Consider the following 16,172-nt stretch of genomic DNA (forward strand, 5'->3'; position numbering starts at 1 on the left):
TGTTTTTATTGATACAGGTCACATTTTGTAAACCCGCAGCCTTTTTGTAAAACACAATCTAACCTGCCTCTTTTCCATGTGCGACATTTTTACGAAAAAAGACAAGGCGATCGCCTTATACCTGTCAAATAGAGTTAAATTATGCATTTGAATCAAATAAAGCATAAACGCATGCTGTTTCTGGTTACAAGTAATTTTAGGTGACAACCCCACATCGCTCAAATTAAGGGCAATATCTGGTTGTTTTATCGACATTTCGCGCCATCTTTGTGCAAGCAAAGTTAGATTTACAAGTTATTCTAAATAATTCTAACCTTAATTCGCTTTTCTTAAGCTCCCAGCTATTGCCCTATTGGAATGGCTGTTTTATGGTACTGCAACACTTTGATGAGCTGCTACTTAGTATCATCACAATAAAAAAAGCGACAACGACCAGATGCATTGGTCTGGGGAGAAGTTGCTACTCACTGCCGTTACCTCTTGCTACACGCAAACTGGGTAACAAAATGGAGAATCAAACTCATGAAAAAAGGCATTTCATTACTTGCCGGCGTTACAATGGCTGCAGCACTAGCCACTAACGCAATGGCAGCACCAAAAACTTTTGTATATTGTGCAGAAGCAAGCCCAGAAGGCTTCAACCCTGCTTTCTATACATCAGGTACAACTTTCGACGCATCTTCACGCCCTATGTTCAACCGCTTGGTTGAGTTTGAGCGCGGCGGCACTGCAGTTCGCCCAGGTTTAGCTGAAAGCTGGACTATTTCTGAAGATGGTAAAACTTACACGTTCAAGTTACGTAAAGGTGTTAAATTCCATCAGCGAAAAGACTTCCGTCCTTCACGTGATATGAATGCAGACGATGTTTTATTCAGCTTTAACCGTCAGCTATTGGAAGACCACCCATACCATGCTGTAGGCGGAAAAGATTACGCTTACTTCGGTTACATGGACATGGCGAACACTATTAAGTCTATTGAGAAAGTAGACGACTACACGGTTCGTTTTAACCTAAATGTAGTTGATGCCACGTTCTTAGCGAACATTGCGATGGACTTCGCTTCTATTGCTTCAGCAGAATACGCCGATGCAATGATGGATGCGGGCACGCCTGATCAGTTCGATAAAACGCCTATCGGTACTGGCCCATTCATTTTGGCTCAATACAAAAAAGATTCGGTTATTCGTTACGTTGCTCACAATGCATACTGGGAAGGCAAGTCTAAGTTAGACCGTCTTGTATTCTCAATTACGCCAGATGCAAGCGTACGTTATGCGAAGCTTCAAAAAGGCGAGTGTCACCACATGCCTTACCCGAACCCATCTGACGTTGCAGCAATGCAAAAAAATGATGACCTTAAAGTATTGCAATCTAACGGCCTAAACGTTGGTTACTTAGCATTCAATACCAAGAAGCCACCTTTCGACAACGTACTTGTTCGTCAGGCGCTAAACATTGCAACCAACAAAAACGCTATCTTAGATGCCGTTTACGAAGGTGCGGGTGAAGTGGCTAAAAACCCAATTCCACCAACAATGTGGTCTTACAACGAAGATATCGTAGATTACGATTACAACGTTGAATACGCTAAGAAATTATTGGCTGAAGCTGGCTTCCCGAACGGTTTTGAAACCGACATCTGGGCCATGCCTGTATCTCGTCCATATAACCCAAATGCACGTCGTATGGCTGAGCTTATCCAAGCCGACTGGGCAAAAGTGGGTGTTAACGCGAAGATCGTTTCTTACGAATGGGGTGAATACCTAGATCGTTCTAAGAACGGTGAGCATGAAACAATGATGCTTGGCTGGACTGGCGACAACGGTGACCCAGACAACTTCATGTATGTGCTTCTAGGCTGTCCTTCTGCTGAAACTGGCGGTAACCGTGCATTCTGGTGCCACGAAGAGTTTAACGGCATGTTAGAAACCGCACGTTCAACCTTCGATCTTGAAAAACGTACTGAACTTTACAAAGAAGCTCAGGTGATTTTCAAAGAAGAAGCGCCATGGATAACGCTTGCGCATTCGGTAGTATTTGAGCCGGTTCGTAAAGAAGTGACTGGTTACAAAATGAGCCCATTCGGTGGGCACGATTTCTACCCAGTAGATCTTGTTGACTAAAAAGCATTGTTAGTCTTGTGAGGGCGGCTCCCAGCCGCCCTTTTGTTTGTTAAGAGCACACTATCCACCAAACGTGCTTCTACTATAAGAAATAACTCAGGTAATCCCTATGTTCCAATTTATTTTGCGTCGATTAAGTGTGGTGATCCCTACGTTTATTGGCGTCTCCTTACTCACCTTTTCACTGATTCATTTTATTCCCGGTGACCCTGTAACCGTGATGGGTGGTGAACGCGGCGTAACCGAAGAACAGCGTGCTGAAATTGAGGCCATGCTCGGGCTAGATAAACCCATTTATAAGCAATATTTCGTCTATATCTCTAATGTACTGCAAGGTGATTTAGGCACATCTTTTATTACTCGTGAACCTGTCATGAGTGAATTCTTAACTTTATTTCCTGCAACGATTGAGCTTTCTTTCTTTGCAGCCATATTCGCAATTCTCGTTGGCCTACCCTTAGGCATTATTGCCGCCGTAAAACGAGGCAGCGTATTTGATCACAGCGTAATGACCGTGAGTTTGGCCGGTTATTCAATGCCCATTTTTTGGTGGGGCTTACTGTTAATTCTATTATTTTCTATCCAACTCGATTTAACACCCGTTTCAGGCCGATTAGACGTGGCCTATTGGGTTGATGAAGTAACGGGTTTCATGATTATCGATGCTTGGCTTTCTGGTGAAGAAGGCGCCGTACAGTCGGCATTCGCACACCTTGCCTTACCCAGCATTGTACTAGGCACCATTCCCATGGCCGTTATTGCTCGTATGACGCGCTCTTCGATGTTAGAAGTTCTAAGTGAAGATTATATCCGTACGGCTAGAGCGAAAGGCTTGTCTCGCACCACGGTAATTTTAAAGCACGCCTTACGCAACGCATTGATTCCTGTGGTTACCGTTATTGGTTTGCAAGTAGGCACATTGCTTTCAGGTGCCATCTTAACCGAAACCATTTTTGCTTGGCCCGGCATCGGTAAGTGGTTAATTGAAGCCATTGGTCGACGCGATTACCCTGTTGTTCAAGGCGGTCTACTGATGATTGCAACCATGATCATCCTCGTTAACTTTATTATTGATTTAATGTACGGCGTGATTAACCCTCGCGTTCGTCATTCTAAATAGGAGCAGATATGACTCAATCTACTGTCACTCCCGCTGTTGCTCCCCGCACACCGCTGGCCGAATTTTGGTTTTACTTCAGCCAAAACCGGGGCGCAGTTGTCGGACTAGGTTATGTGATCTTTATTGTACTGCTTGCATTGCTAGCCGATGTTTTAGCTCCATTTTCGCCTATCGAGCAGTTCCGCGATGCTATTTTATTGCCTCCAGCATTTACGGAAGGTGGTCAATCTCAATATTGGTTAGGCACCGATGAAGTAGGCCGCGATATTTTATCTCGCTTAATGCATGGCGCGCGTTTATCGCTGTTAATTGGCTTGGTCATCGTAAGCATTTCATTGGTTATGGGTATTTGTTTAGGTTTATTTGCAGGCTACTTTGGCGGTTTTATTGATTCTGTCATCATGCGTACCAGTGATATTTTGCAATCACTGCCCGCATTGTTGTTAGCCATTGCCGTCGTCGCGGTGTTAGGACCTTCGATTTTAAATGCCGGCTTAGCGCTTTCGTTGGTTTACTTGCCTCATTACATCCGTTTAACACGAGCGTCAGTTTTAGCTGAAAAGAATCGTGATTATGTGGTGTCTTCTAGTGTGGCGGGCGCGGGTTCGTTCCGAATCATGTTTATCACAGTACTGCCTAACTGCTTAGCACCATTAATTGTACAAGCCACTTTAGGTTTCTCGAATGCCATTCTCGATATGGCCGCTTTAGGATTCTTAGGCTTAGGCGCACAACCACCAGCGGCTGAATGGGGCACAATGCTCGCAACGGCTCGTGAATATATTCAAAGTGCATGGTGGGTAGTGACTTTCCCTGGTTTAGCCATTTTAACCACGGTTCTAGCATTTAACTTAATGGGTGACGGCTTACGTGATGCCCTTGACCCGAAACTGAAGCAATAGGAGGCCGAAATGTCATTATTATCAGTTAAAAATTTGTCGGTCACCTTTGGCACAAATGAAAATCCGTTTCGTGCCGTCGATCGTTTAAACTACGAAGTCAATGCCGGCGAAGTGTTAGGTATTGTCGGTGAATCTGGCTCAGGTAAATCGGTCAGCTCTTTAGCGTTGATGGGCTTAATTGATTTCCCCGGTAAAGTATCTGCCGATTCTCTGTCGTTTGAAGGCACTGAACTTCTGAGCTTAAAAGACAAAGCTCGCCGAAAGATTACGGGCGATGATATCGCAATGATCTTCCAAGACCCAATGACCGCTTTAAACCCGTGCTTTACGGTTGGTGATCAAATCATGGAAGCCATAAAGGTTCACCAAGGCGGTAGTAAAAAAGAGCGTAAGCACAAAGCTATTGAATTACTTAAAAAGGTGGGCATCCCAGCGCCCGAAGATCGCCTAAAAACATACCCGCATCAGTTATCTGGCGGCATGAGCCAACGTATAATGATTGCCATGGCCATTGCTTGCGACCCCAAGCTATTGATTGCAGATGAACCGACGACCGCTCTCGATGTAACCATTCAAGCGCAGATTATTGATTTACTTTTAGATCTTCAGCGCGAGAAAAACATGGGGCTTATTTTAATTACGCATGACCTTGCTTTGGTGGCTGAATCGGCTGATCGCGTTGTTGTGATGTATGCCGGCCAAGTGGTTGAAATGGGTAATGCGGCTGAAATTTTTAAAAATCCTAAGCACCCTTATACCGAAGCATTGATGAAGTCTTTACCGGAATCATCACAAGGCCGAGCGCGGCTAGACGCACTCGGTGGTGTAGTGCCTGGCGCAAACGATCGTCCAAATGGCTGCCTGTTGAACCCGCGCTGCCCCTATGCGACCGATCAATGCCGCACCGAAGAGCCTGAATTAATTACCACAAATGATCACGCTGTTCGCTGCTTTATGCCACTACCTCATTCAAAGGATGCTGCCTAATGACCAAAGCGACTCAAAAACCGGTCCTACAGGGCACCGGCCTAAAACAATATTACGAAGTTAGCCAAGGCTTCATGAAGCCAAAAGGCACCGTGAAAGCTGTAGACGGTGTAGATTTTAGCGTTGATGCAGGCAAAACCTTAGCCGTAGTAGGGGAATCGGGTTGCGGTAAATCTTCGTTAGCGCGTCAATTAACCATGATTGAAACGCCGACCGAGGGCACCTTAACCTTTGAAGACACCAATCTATTAACGCTCACAAAAGAAGAAAAAGCGAAAGCGCGCCAGCGAATTCAAATTATTTTTCAAAACCCTTATGGTTCATTAAACCCACGTAAAAAAGTGGGTGACATTTTAGAAGAACCCTTAGCCATTAACAGTGATATGAGTGCGGCAGAACGCAAAGAACGCGCACTCTATTTATTGGAAAAAGTTGGCTTAAAAACCGAACACTACAATCGTTACCCGCATATGTTTTCTGGCGGCCAACGCCAGCGCATTGCGATTGCACGTGGCCTAATGATGAACCCTAAAGTTGTAGTGGCCGACGAGCCCGTTTCAGCGCTAGATGTTTCGGTTCAAGCACAAGTACTCAACTTGATGATGGATATTCAAGAAGAGTTTGGTTTGGCTTACGTGTTTATTTCACACGACTTAAGTGTGGTTGAACACATTGCCGATGATGTCATGGTGATGTATTTAGGTAAGGTAGTAGAACGAGGCACCACGAAACAAATTTTCGAAAACCCTCAGCACCCTTATACTTTGGCATTGTTATCATCAACGCCACGAATAGACCCCGAGCACCGAATTGAAAAAATTCGTTTGCCAGGTGAATTACCATCGCCGTTAAACCCGCCATCGGGTTGCGCATTCCATGGCCGCTGCCAATACGCCAACGAACGCTGCTCAACAGAGACACCTGTGCTCATTCAAACAGACGGGAAATCTGATGTAGCTTGTTTTGCGGTTGAGGAAGGGAGGATGTAAGAAAAAAACACAACCTTTCGTTTGTGCTTTTTTTGTTTTGAGCTGCGGGCTGCGAGCTTCAGGTTAAAGCCTTGTCGTCTCTCCACTGCGTTCCGAAGACTCCTACAATGTGGTACCACGTGGGAGCGTTCGGAGCAAAGCGAAGACGCGATGTTTTGAACTTACTCGCAGCTTGCAGCTAGAAGCCCGCGGTTGCCCCTTAAGGGCAACCGTTCTTTCTTTACTACTTTAAAGCCTTCAACATATTTTTCACCAACAACCAAAACGGTTCTACGGTGCTTATTTCCATACGTTCGGTTGGGCTGTGCGCGCCGCGAATGGTTGGGCCCATGCTGACCACATCCATATCGGGCTTTTTGCTTAATAATATCCCACATTCTAAACCCGCATGAATCGCTTTAAGCGCAACTTCTTCACCGGTTATTTCTTCAGCCAATGCTTTGGCTTGGTTTACTAGAGGGCTATCAAAATTCGGGTTCCAGCCGGGGTAATCTAAAATGCATTTAGATTCTAATTGAAACGCATTTAAAATGGCTTCAATTTGCTGCTTCAAACCAAGGGTTTGCTGATTATTAAAAAAGCGTAAGCTGGTTTGAATATGCAGTTGACCTTCTTTAATATTTACAACGGCTAAGTTGCAACTTAAATCAACTAAGTCGGCAGGCTCGTTCAAATTGTAACTTTGCGCACCATGCGGTAATGCACTGATCAGCTGCAAAAATGCCTGAGTATCTTGTGCACTCACTACGTCGCTTTTAGCATCGTCTACAGATTCTAAAATCCACTCAATGGCGTTATCGGCTGCGGGTAAATAACTCAACCAACGTTGCTTCGCATCTTCCATGGCGTTTTTCCACGCATCTAAATCACTGTCGTTAATCATGACAACGGTGCTGGCTTCTCGTGCGATTACGTTATGTGCAATACCGCCTCGAAAGCTGACAATTTGATATGGCAGTTCGGTTTGAGACGTTAAAAACTCAACCAGTAATTTATTAGCGTTGCCTAGTTGCTCGTGAATTTGCACTCCCGAGTGACCACCTTGCAAGCCTTTTAGGTGGAACCGGTAAGCACGGGTGCCAGCTTTAGCCGCTTCGGTGGCTAACGGTCGAGTGGCATCATAACCATAACCACCGGCGCAACCTAAGTAGATTTCACCCCAGTCTTCGGTGTCTAGGTTCAGCATTTTAGTGGCCGACAACATAGAGGCATCTAGCTCAGAAGCGCCGACTAAGCCAGTTTCTTCTTCAATAGTAAACAACAATTCAAGGGGTGGGTGCACTACGGTTTCATCCGTAATTACGGCCATTGCCGCTGCTACACCAATGCCGTTATCGGCACCTAAGGTTGTACGGTCTGCTCGTAACCAACCGTCCACTATCTCTAATTGCAGTGGATCTGTTGTAAAGTCATGCGCTTTATCGCCCGTTTTTACCGTCACCATATCTAAATGGTTTTGAATGGCGACCGTTGGAGCATTCTCATAACCTTGGCTCGCGGGAACATACACAACTAAATTTCCGGCGGCGTCTACTTTATGCTGCAAGCCTTTAGAATCGGCTAACGCAATAATATGATCGCGAACTTGCTGCTCTTGGCCAGAAGGGCGTGGGATTTGAGTTAATTGATAAAAATGTTCCCAAATATGCTCTGGGCTGGTCGGGTATTGAGATGGCTTCATAGCTGAACATTCTTCTGAAATTGTCGAAGTCGCAAGCTTACTGTTTCAACTGTTGGGCGGCAACTTTCAGGCGAATATACTCTGGCAGGTTCTATTTAGGTGTTCACAACTGAATATATTGACGCGAAAACGTCGAAAACCGTTAAAAAATCGACCATGTTTCTCTAAAAGTGGCTTTTTCAATTGAAATTGCTTACCTTGAACACTGATTTGAACCAGAAAGAGCGTATTGCCGCAGGCAGCCGTAACGCCCAATGAAAAATAAAAGTATTCCCTCAATTAAGACCGATTATAAGAATCGCTTTAACCGCAAGCTTTGGCTGGCCGAACGAAAGCGTGACCTCAGGTTATACTTTGACTCTCGAAATATGATACATGGCAAGTTTGAAAACGAACCTTTCTGGTCCGTTGTGCCGCGCACATCTTTGTGGCACATCCCCAGTTTAGGCACTCCGGGTTTTGATGGCTGGTATGGTATTGCTGGCGATCACCCAACTGATGTGGTGCCCTTAAACTACTTTGAAGGTGATATTCGCAAGATACTCGATCATTTTGTAAAGAAATGGTTACATGCAGCCGAAAAACTTAAACAAGGCGAAGACTACGGTGATTTTCGCATCGAGAATATCAAAGAGCGTCCAATCATTGGGCAGCTGATTGAAGACCGCGCCACTAGGCTTGAGCGCTTCGTCGCCGCAGAAGAATTGTGGACTGAACAGACCCTTGTTTGGGTGCCTCCAGCTCCAGTTCCTGACGATGAAATCGAATCTGATTAAAAAATATACAGACATTTTATTTTCAAGTATGTATACTCCGCGCCGCCGAGGTGACCCAACCTGCTCAGCAGCCATTTACTGGCTCCTTTTCGACAATGTAATAAACGGTTTTCCGCTATTTCGCGGCATGGGGCGCAGTTAATTCACCTTCGCAGCGGCATCCAGACCGCCTGTGTGAACTACTGGATATACCCCGTTGGCCAACCCACCGGAAAAATTTAACGTGTTTACTTACTTATAAAATAGGTAGGCATGCTGTTTATTGGAAAAAATTAATGTCAGAAAATACCACTTTCGCCGATTTAGGTCTTACTCCTTCTATTTTAAAAACCCTAGACACTTTGGGCTATGAAAGCCCTACTCCTATTCAGTCGCGTGCGATTGTTGAGTTGCTAGAAGGCAACGATGTTCTAGGTTTAGCGCAAACCGGTACCGGTAAAACCGCTGCGTTCTCGCTACCTTTGCTATGCAAAATTGATACTACTTCTAAATCTCCACAAGCACTCGTGCTGTGCCCGACTCGTGAATTAGCGATTCAGGTTGCAGAAGCATTCCAGACTTACGCTCGTGGTGTGAACAACTTTCACGTATTGCCAATTTATGGCGGTACCGACATGCGCAACCAGCTCCGTGCTCTAAAGCAAAACCCACAAGTGATTGTTGGTACGCCAGGCCGAGTGATGGACCATTTACGTCGTGGAACCTTAGATTTATCTCAGTTAAAGCACCTTGTATTAGACGAAGCCGATGAAATGCTACGTATGGGCTTTATTGAAGACATCGACTGGATCTTAGAGCACACGCCAGAAGACAAGCAAACGGCACTGTTCTCAGCCACGATGCCACGCCAAATTAAGCGTATTACCGACCAGTACCAGAAGAACCCGGTAAAGATTGAAATTAAATCAAGCAACACCGAAATGTCTCAGATTGAGCAATTCGTGTGGCGTGCAACAGGCATCGATAAGCTAGAAGCCTTAACGCGTTTACTCGAAGTAGAAGAATGGAATGCCATTATTATCTTCGTACGTACTCGTGTTGAATGTCAGTTCTTATCTGAAAAATTATCAGCACGTGGCTATGCGGCCACCGCACTCAGCGGTGAAGTGGCTCAGAAGCAACGTGAAGAAATTGTTAACCAAATGAAGAAAGGCAAACTCGACATCATCATCGCGACCGATGTTGCTGCACGTGGCCTAGACATTGAGCGTATTACTCACGTGATCAACTGGGACATTCCAGGTGACGTCGAAGTGTACACTCACCGAATTGGCCGTACCGGCCGTGCGGGTCGTTCAGGTAAGGCAATTTTATTCTGTAAGCCACGTGAACAGCGTGTTTTGCGTGACATTGAACGCCACACCAAACGCCCGATGCTAGAATACCCAATGCCAACCGCTGATCAGCTCGGTGAACACCGCAGCGAACAGTTTAAAGCCACGGTAATGAACCATATCGAAACAGGCAAGCTTGATTACTTCAAAGCGATGATTCAGCGCTGGCAGAACGATGACGACATGGAGCCGCTAGACGTTGCCGCTGCCCTTGCGTTAATGGCGCAAGAAGACAAGCCGCTGCAATTACCGAAAGACCCTGTTGGTCGTCCGCGTCGTGATCGTGATGATCGTCCACGCAATGACCGTAATGATCGTGGCGACCGTAACGACCGTGGTCGCGACCGCGGTGAACGTGGTGAGCGCGGATCTCGCAAGCGCGCATTAGACTATGCAGCCCAAACTTACCGTTTAGACATTGGGCACCGTGATGGCGTTCAGCCTGGCCAAATCGTAGGTGCTATTGCAAACGAAGGTGGCATTGAAGGTAAGTTCATTAACAACATCAACATTAAAGATACCTTTACGTTGGTTGATTTACCCGATGGCATGCCAAAAGAAGTGTTTGCTCAATTGCAAAAAACTCGCGTAAAGGGCCGTCCGCTATCATTGCGTACTTGGTCTGAAGATGCGCCTTCTGGTGGTGATCGTAAACCACGTGGCGATCGTAAACCTTCTGGCGGTAAAGAGCGTAAACCTCGACGTTCTGAGTCGTAAGCAAAGTTAAGCGACCATGAAATACTTAAGAAGCGGTGCTCAGCACCGCTTTTTTTTGATCTTTTTTTGTACATTCCTTCTTTATTCCTTGCTTAACGGTGACAAACTGTTAAGGTGGGCTCCTGGCTTAAGAGAAAGCCGTGTTTATTTGTAAGATCCCCGTTGTGTTAGTCATAATTCTTCGCGTTATCCTCAGTTAAATATTAGTTTTCTTTCCGCTTAAATGCCTGATTTTGCAGGCGAATTTATTATTTATTTAGGATATCTATTATGTCTACTACTACTGGTTCAGTTAAATGGTTCAACGAAGCTAAAGGTTTTGGTTTTATCGAGCAAGAGTCTGGTCCTGACGTTTTTGCACATTTCAGTGCAATCTCTGGAAACGGCTTCAAAACTTTAGCTGAAGGCCAAAAAGTTGAGTTTACTGTTACTGACGGTCAGAAAGGCCCTCAAGCAGAAAACATCGTTTGTATCTAATGGATACTTACTAAGAAAGTGCTGTTAGCACTTTCTTTTTCACACACGCAATTTTGTGTGTGTGAACGTATTTAAGAATTACCCATCGCATTGCAATACGGCAATCCGTTACAACAAGATTGATTCAATAAAGAATCAGCACCGCTTAAAGTTTTCCCTCCTACTATCTATTCCACTTCTGAGATAATCTAACTCCCTAGTACAAAGATATTTAGCAAAAAACGGTTAGCGGCATTAAGAGAGTTATTATGCTATTTAGCCAATCAACACAAGCAACACCCAGCCCAATTTATGATAACCCAATTCCCGGTCGTGAATTTATTCTTAGCCTATTCGATTCGTTTAAACAACGTCTAAATCGCGATCAAATCGCGACGGCACTCGATTTAAATTCACCCGAAGAAAAAGAAGCCCTTCGCCGCAGACTGCGTGCAATGGAACGTGATGGACAGCTGATGTTCCAACGACATAGCTACCAACTTATTGATCCAGATTCATTGGTGACCGGAAGCATTAGCATTCATCCAGATGGCTTTGGCTTTGTATCCTTTAGTGACACCGAAAAAGATCTGTTTCTACCTAAGACTCAATTAAACCATGTGTTTGAAGGTGATGTCGTGCAAGTACTAATAGAGCCAGGCCGAGGCGAAAAGCGATCATTCAATAACTTGATAAAAGTTGTAGAGCGTAAAACCACACACATTGCCGGTCTACTCACACGCCAAGGCAAAAACTATTTCTTAACGGCCGACAGCAATAAGATCAGCCAAGAAATACAAGTAGACCATCAACAGCTGCTTAAAGCTAAAGCGGGTCAGTATGTAAATGCCGAGATTACAGATTACCCAACATACCGCAAACCGACTCAAGTTAAAATTACCGAAGTGCTCGGCTTTCCACAAGAAACCGGCATGGAAACAAAACTGGCATTGCGCCGGCATGGCATCAATGAACTCTGGACAGACGAACTGGTATCTCATGCCAAAAAGATTGGCAGCCAAGTCGCTGAAAAAGACAAAGCTGGTCGAGTAGACTACCGAGATCTACCCTTCGTTACCATTGATGGATCCGATGCCAAAGACTTTGATGATGCCGTTTATTGTGAACAAACCGAACAAGGTACTTGGCGTTTATTCGTCGCCATAGCCGATGTTTCACATTACATTAAACCAAACGATGCCTTAGATATTGAAGCACAACAACGCGCCACCTCAATTTACTTTCCTGGCCAGGTTGTCCCTATGTTGCCAGAGCCGCTATCTAATGGGTTATGCTCACTAAACCCTGATGAAGACCGCTTAGTGATGGTTTGTGAAATGCATATCAGCGAAGATGGCATCGTTACTGATTCAGCCTTCTCAGAAGGATTAATTCGGTCTCACGCTCGGTTAACTTACAACCAGGCTTACGCTGTTGTTGCACAACCACGCTCTAAACTCACTCAAAAAGTAAATGAAACAAGCCCTAGCGTTGTACCGCATGTTAAAAACCTACATGCACTTTACTTAACGTTAATAGACCAGCGTAAACAACGCGGCGCGATCGAGTTTGAAACAAAAGAAATAACATTTAACTTAAACAAAAAGCGAAAAATCGATAGCATCAAACCGGTAAAGCGCAACGATGCCCATCGAATGATCGAAGAGTTTATGCTTTGTGCCAACGTAGCCACAGCCGAATTTTTAGCCGCACATAAAATTCCAAGTATGTTTCGAGTTCACCCTAGCCCTCAACAGAAAAAGCTCACAGCATTGCGAGCGTTACTGGCTGAAAAAAGCCTGAAACTTGGCGGCGGAGATTCGCCTACATCGAAGCACTATAACGAGCTTTTAGAAAGAGTGAACGGCAGGGCCGATGCAGACAGCATTCGCACTCTATTACTAAGATCGCAAAGCCAAGCCGAGTATTCAGAAAAGAATCAAGGCCACTTCGGTTTAGCCTATGACGCCTATGCGCATTTTACCTCACCAATTAGACGCTACCCAGACTTGTTAACGCACAGAGCCATTCGTGCAAAGCTGCGCAACAACACACCCAAAAGCGGCTTACAAAGAATGCTCGGGCTATTACAACTCGACAAGCTGATCACAAAGCCATTACCGAAAAAAGATTACCCGTACGACTTAGACGACATGGAAGTCCTGAGTAAACACTGCTCGGACCAATCACGCCTAGCCGATACAGTAAGCCGAGAAGTTGAAAGCGACCTAATGTGCCAATACATGCAGCCGTTTATAGGAGACACATTCCAAGCATCTGTTACTGGAGTCACAAACTTTGGAATATTTGTTGAAATAGACAAAATTGGCGCCGAAGGCTTAGTTCATACCTCAACATTGCCTGGAGACACCTTCACCTTCGATGCGCCCTTGCAAAAGTTAGAAAACGGCAAGCAAAGCTATTCGTTAGGCGATCGAGTAAACGTGAGTTTAAAGAGCATTGATATGCAAGATCGGAAGATGGTGTTTTTGGTGGTTTGAAAGCTGCAAGTTTATAGCTGCTAGCTGCAAGTAAAGCAATGGTTCGAAGAGCTGTTTAGGGCTTCGAGCTGCGGGCTTCGTGTTTTAAAAACGCCATACAGTCGCGTCTTCGCTTTGCTTCGAGCGCCCCTACATTTACAACGCCATATTACCTGTAGGAGCCTTCGGAACAACGTGGAGAGGCGATTTTTTTGTAGCTGTTTTTGGCTCCGGGTTGCGGGCTTCGTGTTTAAAACCTAAAACAATCTCAAAACTGTAGCCCTGGTATCAAATGACCCTTGATCGGGTATCTGAGCCATGGATGGCGAAGTTTAGCTTACATGGATGTACTTGCAATGACCGAGCAACGGTGATTTGGTGCTGGGGCGGTTTGAAAGCTGCAAGTTTATAGCTGCCAGCTGCATTTAATAGTAAGTCGCATTGCAGAAGACTAGCTCTTAGCAACCAGCTTCGCGTCTTCGCTTTGCTTCAAGCGCTCCCACATTGTGTTTTGGGGTGTGGCGGATTATTTACCCGCCACGTTAATTAGCCTATGAAGAACTTAATGGCAGCGCCGATGAGTAGAATTGGGAACAGAATTCGGAACCATTTTGCGTAGGTTGCGGCGTCTTCATCGGTCATGGGCTTTGAATTTTGTGAGGTGAACTTAATCACCGCCAACATGACTAGGCCTAAGACTAATAAAATAGGAATGATGACTGGCATTAGGATTCTCCAAACAACTCAGCTAGCATTTCACCCGGCTGGGGCGCGCGCATGAAAGACTCACCGACTAAAAATGCATGAATATTATGGTTACGCATTAACGTAACATCTTCAGCGGCCAGTATACCGCTTTCTGTGACTAGAATTCGATCTTGATCGACCATTTGTTTTAAATCTATTGTCGTTTGCAGTGAAACCTCAAAAGTATGCAAGTTACGATTGTTCACCCCAATGAGTTTATTGTCTATGGCTAGCGCGCGGCTCATTTCTTCATCGTCGTGTACTTCAATAAGCACATCCATACCGTATTCAAGTGCTTGCGCATGCAAGTCAATCATTTTTGGTTGATCTAACGCCGAAGCAATTAACAAAACACAGTCTGCACCAATGGCACGAGCCTCAGCCACCTGATACGCATCAATTAGAAAATCTTTTCGAATAACCGGCAACGCTACATTTTCGCGCGCCTGAATTAAATAGTCTTCATGGCCTTGAAAGAAATCAGCATCGGTCAAAACAGACAAGCACGCCGCGCCATGCTTTTCGTAACTGATGGCAATGTCTTGCGGAATAAACGGGTCGCGAATCACACCTTTACTTGGGGAAGCTTTTTTTATTTCCGCAATAACCGCAGAATGCTGCTGAGCAATTTTTGCTTCTATGGCTGTTGTGAACCCACGAGGGGCCTCGTAACGATCAAACTCTTGCTCAAAATCTTTTAAACTCTTCACTTTACGTCGTGCGGCTACTTCTTCAACTTTACGGTCGAGAATTTTCTTTAAAATAGTCGGAGTATTACTCATAGTTACCTATTCTCTATAAATTATTATGCGCTGGCTGTTTGGGTAAAATCTACAAGCTCATTCAGTTTTTCACCTGCTTGACCCGAAGCAATGACATCTTGAGCCAACGCAACACCTTCTTCAAAACTGCTGGCCACGCCCGAAACATAGATTGCTGCACCCGCATTTAATGCAATTAAATCACCCGCACAAATGAATTGATCGGTAGATTCACCACTAAAAACACCCTTAATAATGGCCAAACTTTCTTCAACGTTATTTGCCTTCAAGCTGCCCAAACCTTGGCTAGCTAAGCCAAAATCTTCTGGTTCAACATTATATGAGGTTAAACGGCCCTCTTTATATTCAGCAACATGGGTGGGTGCCGCAAGGCTAAATTCATCTAGGCCATCTTTAGAGTGAATCACCATTACGTGTTCAGCACCCAACCGCCCCAAAGTTTGTGCCAACGGCTCACACAGCTCTTCAGAAAACACCCCCATGACTTGGCGCTTTACGCCGGCTGGGTTTGTTAATGGGCCCAACATGTTAAAAATAGTGCGTAAACCGAGCTCTTTGCGCGGACCAATGGCATGGCGCATGGCGCTGTGATGGTTTTGAGCAAACATAAACCCCACACCAATCGTTTCTATCGCTCTCGCCACAACTTCAGGGCTTACGTCTAAGCGCACGCCGGCCGCTTCTAGTACATCGGCGCTGCCAAAGGTAGAAGACACGGCACGGTTGCCATGTTTCGCCACACGGCCACCCGCAGCCGCAACAACAAACGCCGTGGCGGTAGAGACGTTAAATAATTTTTGCCCGGCATCACCCACACCACCAGTACCGCAGGTGTCGACAAGGTTTTCACCAGAGACTACAACTTTGGTGGCCAGTTCACGCATGATTTGCGCCGCACCGCTGATTTCATCAACCGTTTCGCCCTTCATACGCAGGCCCATTAAAAAAGCGCCAATCTGAGCATCGGTGCATTCACCGGTCATAATAGACTTCATGACCAGCTTCATTTCTTCTTGGTCTAAATGCCCATGCATAGAAATTCGGTTTAACGCTTTTTTAATATCCATGTTTGTACCC

At 45.3% G+C, this 16,172-nt stretch carries 21 protein-coding genes; 13 read left to right on the forward strand and 8 right to left on the reverse strand.

The annotated features are described in order from the left end of the window. Nucleotides 1-18 precede the first annotated feature (18 nt). Nucleotides 19-279: a hypothetical protein gene (locus QWZ13_RS17800; protein ID WP_290282969.1), complete on the reverse strand. Its 261-nt coding sequence runs from the start codon at nt 277-279 to the stop codon at nt 19-21. Here QWZ13_RS17800 and QWZ13_RS17805 point away from each other — a divergent pair. The 6 genes from QWZ13_RS17805 to QWZ13_RS17830 all read left to right on the forward strand — a co-directional run bounded on the left by QWZ13_RS17805 (nt 270) and on the right by QWZ13_RS17830 (nt 6,122). Beyond that, the gene (locus tag QWZ13_RS17805; protein WP_290282970.1) at nt 270-581 is read left to right on the forward strand and encodes a hypothetical protein; all 312 of its coding nucleotides are present in this window, start codon (nt 270-272) and stop codon (nt 579-581) included. The two genes, QWZ13_RS17800 and QWZ13_RS17805, sit on opposite strands and share 10 nt — an antisense overlap. Further along, on the forward strand, nt 523-2,124 hold the full coding sequence (locus QWZ13_RS17810) for an ABC transporter substrate-binding protein (protein WP_290282971.1): 1,602 nt from the start codon (nt 523-525) through the stop codon (nt 2,122-2,124). Before QWZ13_RS17805 ends, QWZ13_RS17810 begins: the two co-directional genes overlap by 59 nt. A 109-nt stretch (nt 2,125-2,233) precedes the next feature. Further along, the gene (locus QWZ13_RS17815; protein WP_290282972.1) at nt 2,234-3,244 is read left to right on the forward strand and encodes an ABC transporter permease subunit; all 1,011 of its coding nucleotides are present in this window, start codon (nt 2,234-2,236) and stop codon (nt 3,242-3,244) included. An 8-nt stretch (nt 3,245-3,252) separates the two neighbouring features. Next, entirely contained in the window at nt 3,253-4,146 is an 894-nt protein-coding gene (gene dppC / locus QWZ13_RS17820; RefSeq protein ID WP_215999766.1) for a dipeptide ABC transporter permease DppC, read from the forward strand. A gap of 9 nt (nt 4,147-4,155) precedes the next feature. Then, the gene (gene dppD, locus QWZ13_RS17825; RefSeq protein WP_290282973.1) at nt 4,156-5,133 is read left to right on the forward strand and encodes a dipeptide ABC transporter ATP-binding protein; all 978 of its coding nucleotides are present in this window, start codon (nt 4,156-4,158) and stop codon (nt 5,131-5,133) included. After that, a complete protein-coding gene (locus QWZ13_RS17830; RefSeq protein ID WP_290282974.1) occupies nt 5,133-6,122 on the forward strand; it encodes a peptide ABC transporter ATP-binding protein in 990 nt (329 codons plus the stop codon). Before dppD ends, QWZ13_RS17830 begins: the two co-directional genes overlap by 1 nt. A gap of 223 nt (nt 6,123-6,345) precedes the next feature. On the opposite strand, the gene pepD is transcribed toward QWZ13_RS17830, so the two are convergent. Both pepD and QWZ13_RS17840 read right to left on the reverse strand, forming a co-directional pair. Next, nucleotides 6,346-7,803 carry a beta-Ala-His dipeptidase gene (pepD, locus tag QWZ13_RS17835; protein ID WP_290282975.1) on the reverse strand — a complete coding sequence of 486 codons (1,458 nt, stop codon included), beginning with the start codon at nt 7,801-7,803 and terminating at the stop codon, nt 6,346-6,348. Between the two features lie 66 nt (nt 7,804-7,869). Continuing rightward, nucleotides 7,870-8,058 (reverse strand): hypothetical protein, encoded by a 189-nt coding sequence (locus QWZ13_RS17840; protein WP_290282976.1) that lies wholly within the window; start codon nt 8,056-8,058, stop codon nt 7,870-7,872. On the opposite strand from QWZ13_RS17840, the gene QWZ13_RS17845 reads away from it, so the two are divergent. From QWZ13_RS17845 to rnr, 7 genes are all read left to right on the forward strand, one after another. Next, complete coding sequence (locus QWZ13_RS17845; protein WP_290282977.1) at nt 8,058-8,579, forward strand: DUF4826 family protein; 522 nt, start codon at nt 8,058-8,060, stop codon at nt 8,577-8,579. The two genes, QWZ13_RS17840 and QWZ13_RS17845, sit on opposite strands and share 1 nt — an antisense overlap. Beyond that, the gene (locus tag QWZ13_RS17850) at nt 8,560-8,721 is read left to right on the forward strand and encodes a hypothetical protein (RefSeq protein WP_290282978.1); all 162 of its coding nucleotides are present in this window, start codon (nt 8,560-8,562) and stop codon (nt 8,719-8,721) included. Before QWZ13_RS17845 ends, QWZ13_RS17850 begins: the two co-directional genes overlap by 20 nt. Before the next feature lie 133 nt (nt 8,722-8,854). Beyond that, complete coding sequence (locus QWZ13_RS17855) at nt 8,855-10,630, forward strand: DEAD/DEAH box helicase (protein WP_290282979.1); 1,776 nt, start codon at nt 8,855-8,857, stop codon at nt 10,628-10,630. 16 nt (nt 10,631-10,646) lie between these two features. Continuing rightward, nucleotides 10,647-10,784: a hypothetical protein gene (locus QWZ13_RS17860; RefSeq protein WP_290282980.1), complete on the forward strand. Its 138-nt coding sequence runs from the start codon at nt 10,647-10,649 to the stop codon at nt 10,782-10,784. Between the two features lie 116 nt (nt 10,785-10,900). After that, the gene (locus tag QWZ13_RS17865; protein ID WP_215999760.1) at nt 10,901-11,107 is read left to right on the forward strand and encodes a cold-shock protein; all 207 of its coding nucleotides are present in this window, start codon (nt 10,901-10,903) and stop codon (nt 11,105-11,107) included. 61 nt (nt 11,108-11,168) lie between these two features. After that, the gene (locus tag QWZ13_RS17870; RefSeq protein ID WP_290282981.1) at nt 11,169-11,294 is read left to right on the forward strand and encodes a hypothetical protein; all 126 of its coding nucleotides are present in this window, start codon (nt 11,169-11,171) and stop codon (nt 11,292-11,294) included. A gap of 61 nt (nt 11,295-11,355) precedes the next feature. After that, on the forward strand, nt 11,356-13,587 hold the full coding sequence (rnr, locus tag QWZ13_RS17875; protein WP_290282982.1) for a ribonuclease R: 2,232 nt from the start codon (nt 11,356-11,358) through the stop codon (nt 13,585-13,587). Between the two features lie 20 nt (nt 13,588-13,607). Here the strand turns inward: rnr and QWZ13_RS17880 are convergent, their stop codons facing one another. The 5 genes from QWZ13_RS17880 to trpD all read right to left on the reverse strand — a co-directional run bounded on the left by QWZ13_RS17880 (nt 13,608) and on the right by trpD (nt 16,162). Beyond that, the gene (locus QWZ13_RS17880) at nt 13,608-13,760 is read right to left on the reverse strand and encodes a hypothetical protein (protein WP_290282983.1); all 153 of its coding nucleotides are present in this window, start codon (nt 13,758-13,760) and stop codon (nt 13,608-13,610) included. A 94-nt stretch (nt 13,761-13,854) separates the two neighbouring features. Continuing rightward, complete coding sequence (locus QWZ13_RS17885) at nt 13,855-14,031, reverse strand: hypothetical protein (RefSeq protein WP_290282984.1); 177 nt, start codon at nt 14,029-14,031, stop codon at nt 13,855-13,857. An 81-nt stretch (nt 14,032-14,112) separates the two neighbouring features. Next, the gene (locus QWZ13_RS17890) at nt 14,113-14,292 is read right to left on the reverse strand and encodes a hypothetical protein (RefSeq protein WP_290282985.1); all 180 of its coding nucleotides are present in this window, start codon (nt 14,290-14,292) and stop codon (nt 14,113-14,115) included. Continuing rightward, on the reverse strand, nt 14,292-15,095 hold the full coding sequence (gene trpC, locus QWZ13_RS17895) for an indole-3-glycerol phosphate synthase TrpC (RefSeq protein ID WP_290282986.1): 804 nt from the start codon (nt 15,093-15,095) through the stop codon (nt 14,292-14,294). Before trpC ends, QWZ13_RS17890 begins: the two co-directional genes overlap by 1 nt. A 23-nt stretch (nt 15,096-15,118) precedes the next feature. Then, the gene (gene trpD, locus QWZ13_RS17900; RefSeq protein ID WP_290282987.1) at nt 15,119-16,162 is read right to left on the reverse strand and encodes an anthranilate phosphoribosyltransferase; all 1,044 of its coding nucleotides are present in this window, start codon (nt 16,160-16,162) and stop codon (nt 15,119-15,121) included. Nucleotides 16,163-16,172: the final 10 nt, after the last annotated feature.

Origin of the sequence: Reinekea marina, assembly GCF_030409715.1 — a bacterium.
Taxonomy (GTDB): domain Bacteria; phylum Pseudomonadota; class Gammaproteobacteria; order Pseudomonadales; family Natronospirillaceae; genus Reinekea; species Reinekea marina.

Coding starts and splice junctions, on each gene's coding strand:
- dppD (WP_290282973.1), top strand. CDS start 4,156: ATGTCATTATTATCAGTTAAAAATTTGTCGGTCACCTTTGGCACAAAT.
- QWZ13_RS17815 (WP_290282972.1), top strand. CDS start 2,234: ATGTTCCAATTTATTTTGCGTCGATTAAGTGTGGTGATCCCTACGTTT.
- dppC (WP_215999766.1), top strand. CDS start 3,253: ATGACTCAATCTACTGTCACTCCCGCTGTTGCTCCCCGCACACCGCTG.
- QWZ13_RS17890 (WP_290282985.1), bottom strand. CDS start 14,292: ATGCCAGTCATCATTCCTATTTTATTAGTCTTAGGCCTAGTCATGTTG.
- pepD (WP_290282975.1), bottom strand. CDS start 7,803: ATGAAGCCATCTCAATACCCGACCAGCCCAGAGCATATTTGGGAACAT.
- rnr (WP_290282982.1), top strand. CDS start 11,356: ATGCTATTTAGCCAATCAACACAAGCAACACCCAGCCCAATTTATGAT.
- QWZ13_RS17845 (WP_290282977.1), top strand. CDS start 8,058: ATGAAAAATAAAAGTATTCCCTCAATTAAGACCGATTATAAGAATCGC.
- QWZ13_RS17860 (WP_290282980.1), top strand. CDS start 10,647: ATGAAATACTTAAGAAGCGGTGCTCAGCACCGCTTTTTTTTGATCTTT.
- trpC (WP_290282986.1), bottom strand. CDS start 15,095: ATGAGTAATACTCCGACTATTTTAAAGAAAATTCTCGACCGTAAAGTT.
- QWZ13_RS17850 (WP_290282978.1), top strand. CDS start 8,560: ATGAAATCGAATCTGATTAAAAAATATACAGACATTTTATTTTCAAGT.
- QWZ13_RS17855 (WP_290282979.1), top strand. CDS start 8,855: ATGTCAGAAAATACCACTTTCGCCGATTTAGGTCTTACTCCTTCTATT.
- QWZ13_RS17830 (WP_290282974.1), top strand. CDS start 5,133: ATGACCAAAGCGACTCAAAAACCGGTCCTACAGGGCACCGGCCTAAAA.
- trpD (WP_290282987.1), bottom strand. CDS start 16,162: ATGGATATTAAAAAAGCGTTAAACCGAATTTCTATGCATGGGCATTTA.
- QWZ13_RS17810 (WP_290282971.1), top strand. CDS start 523: ATGAAAAAAGGCATTTCATTACTTGCCGGCGTTACAATGGCTGCAGCA.
- QWZ13_RS17865 (WP_215999760.1), top strand. CDS start 10,901: ATGTCTACTACTACTGGTTCAGTTAAATGGTTCAACGAAGCTAAAGGT.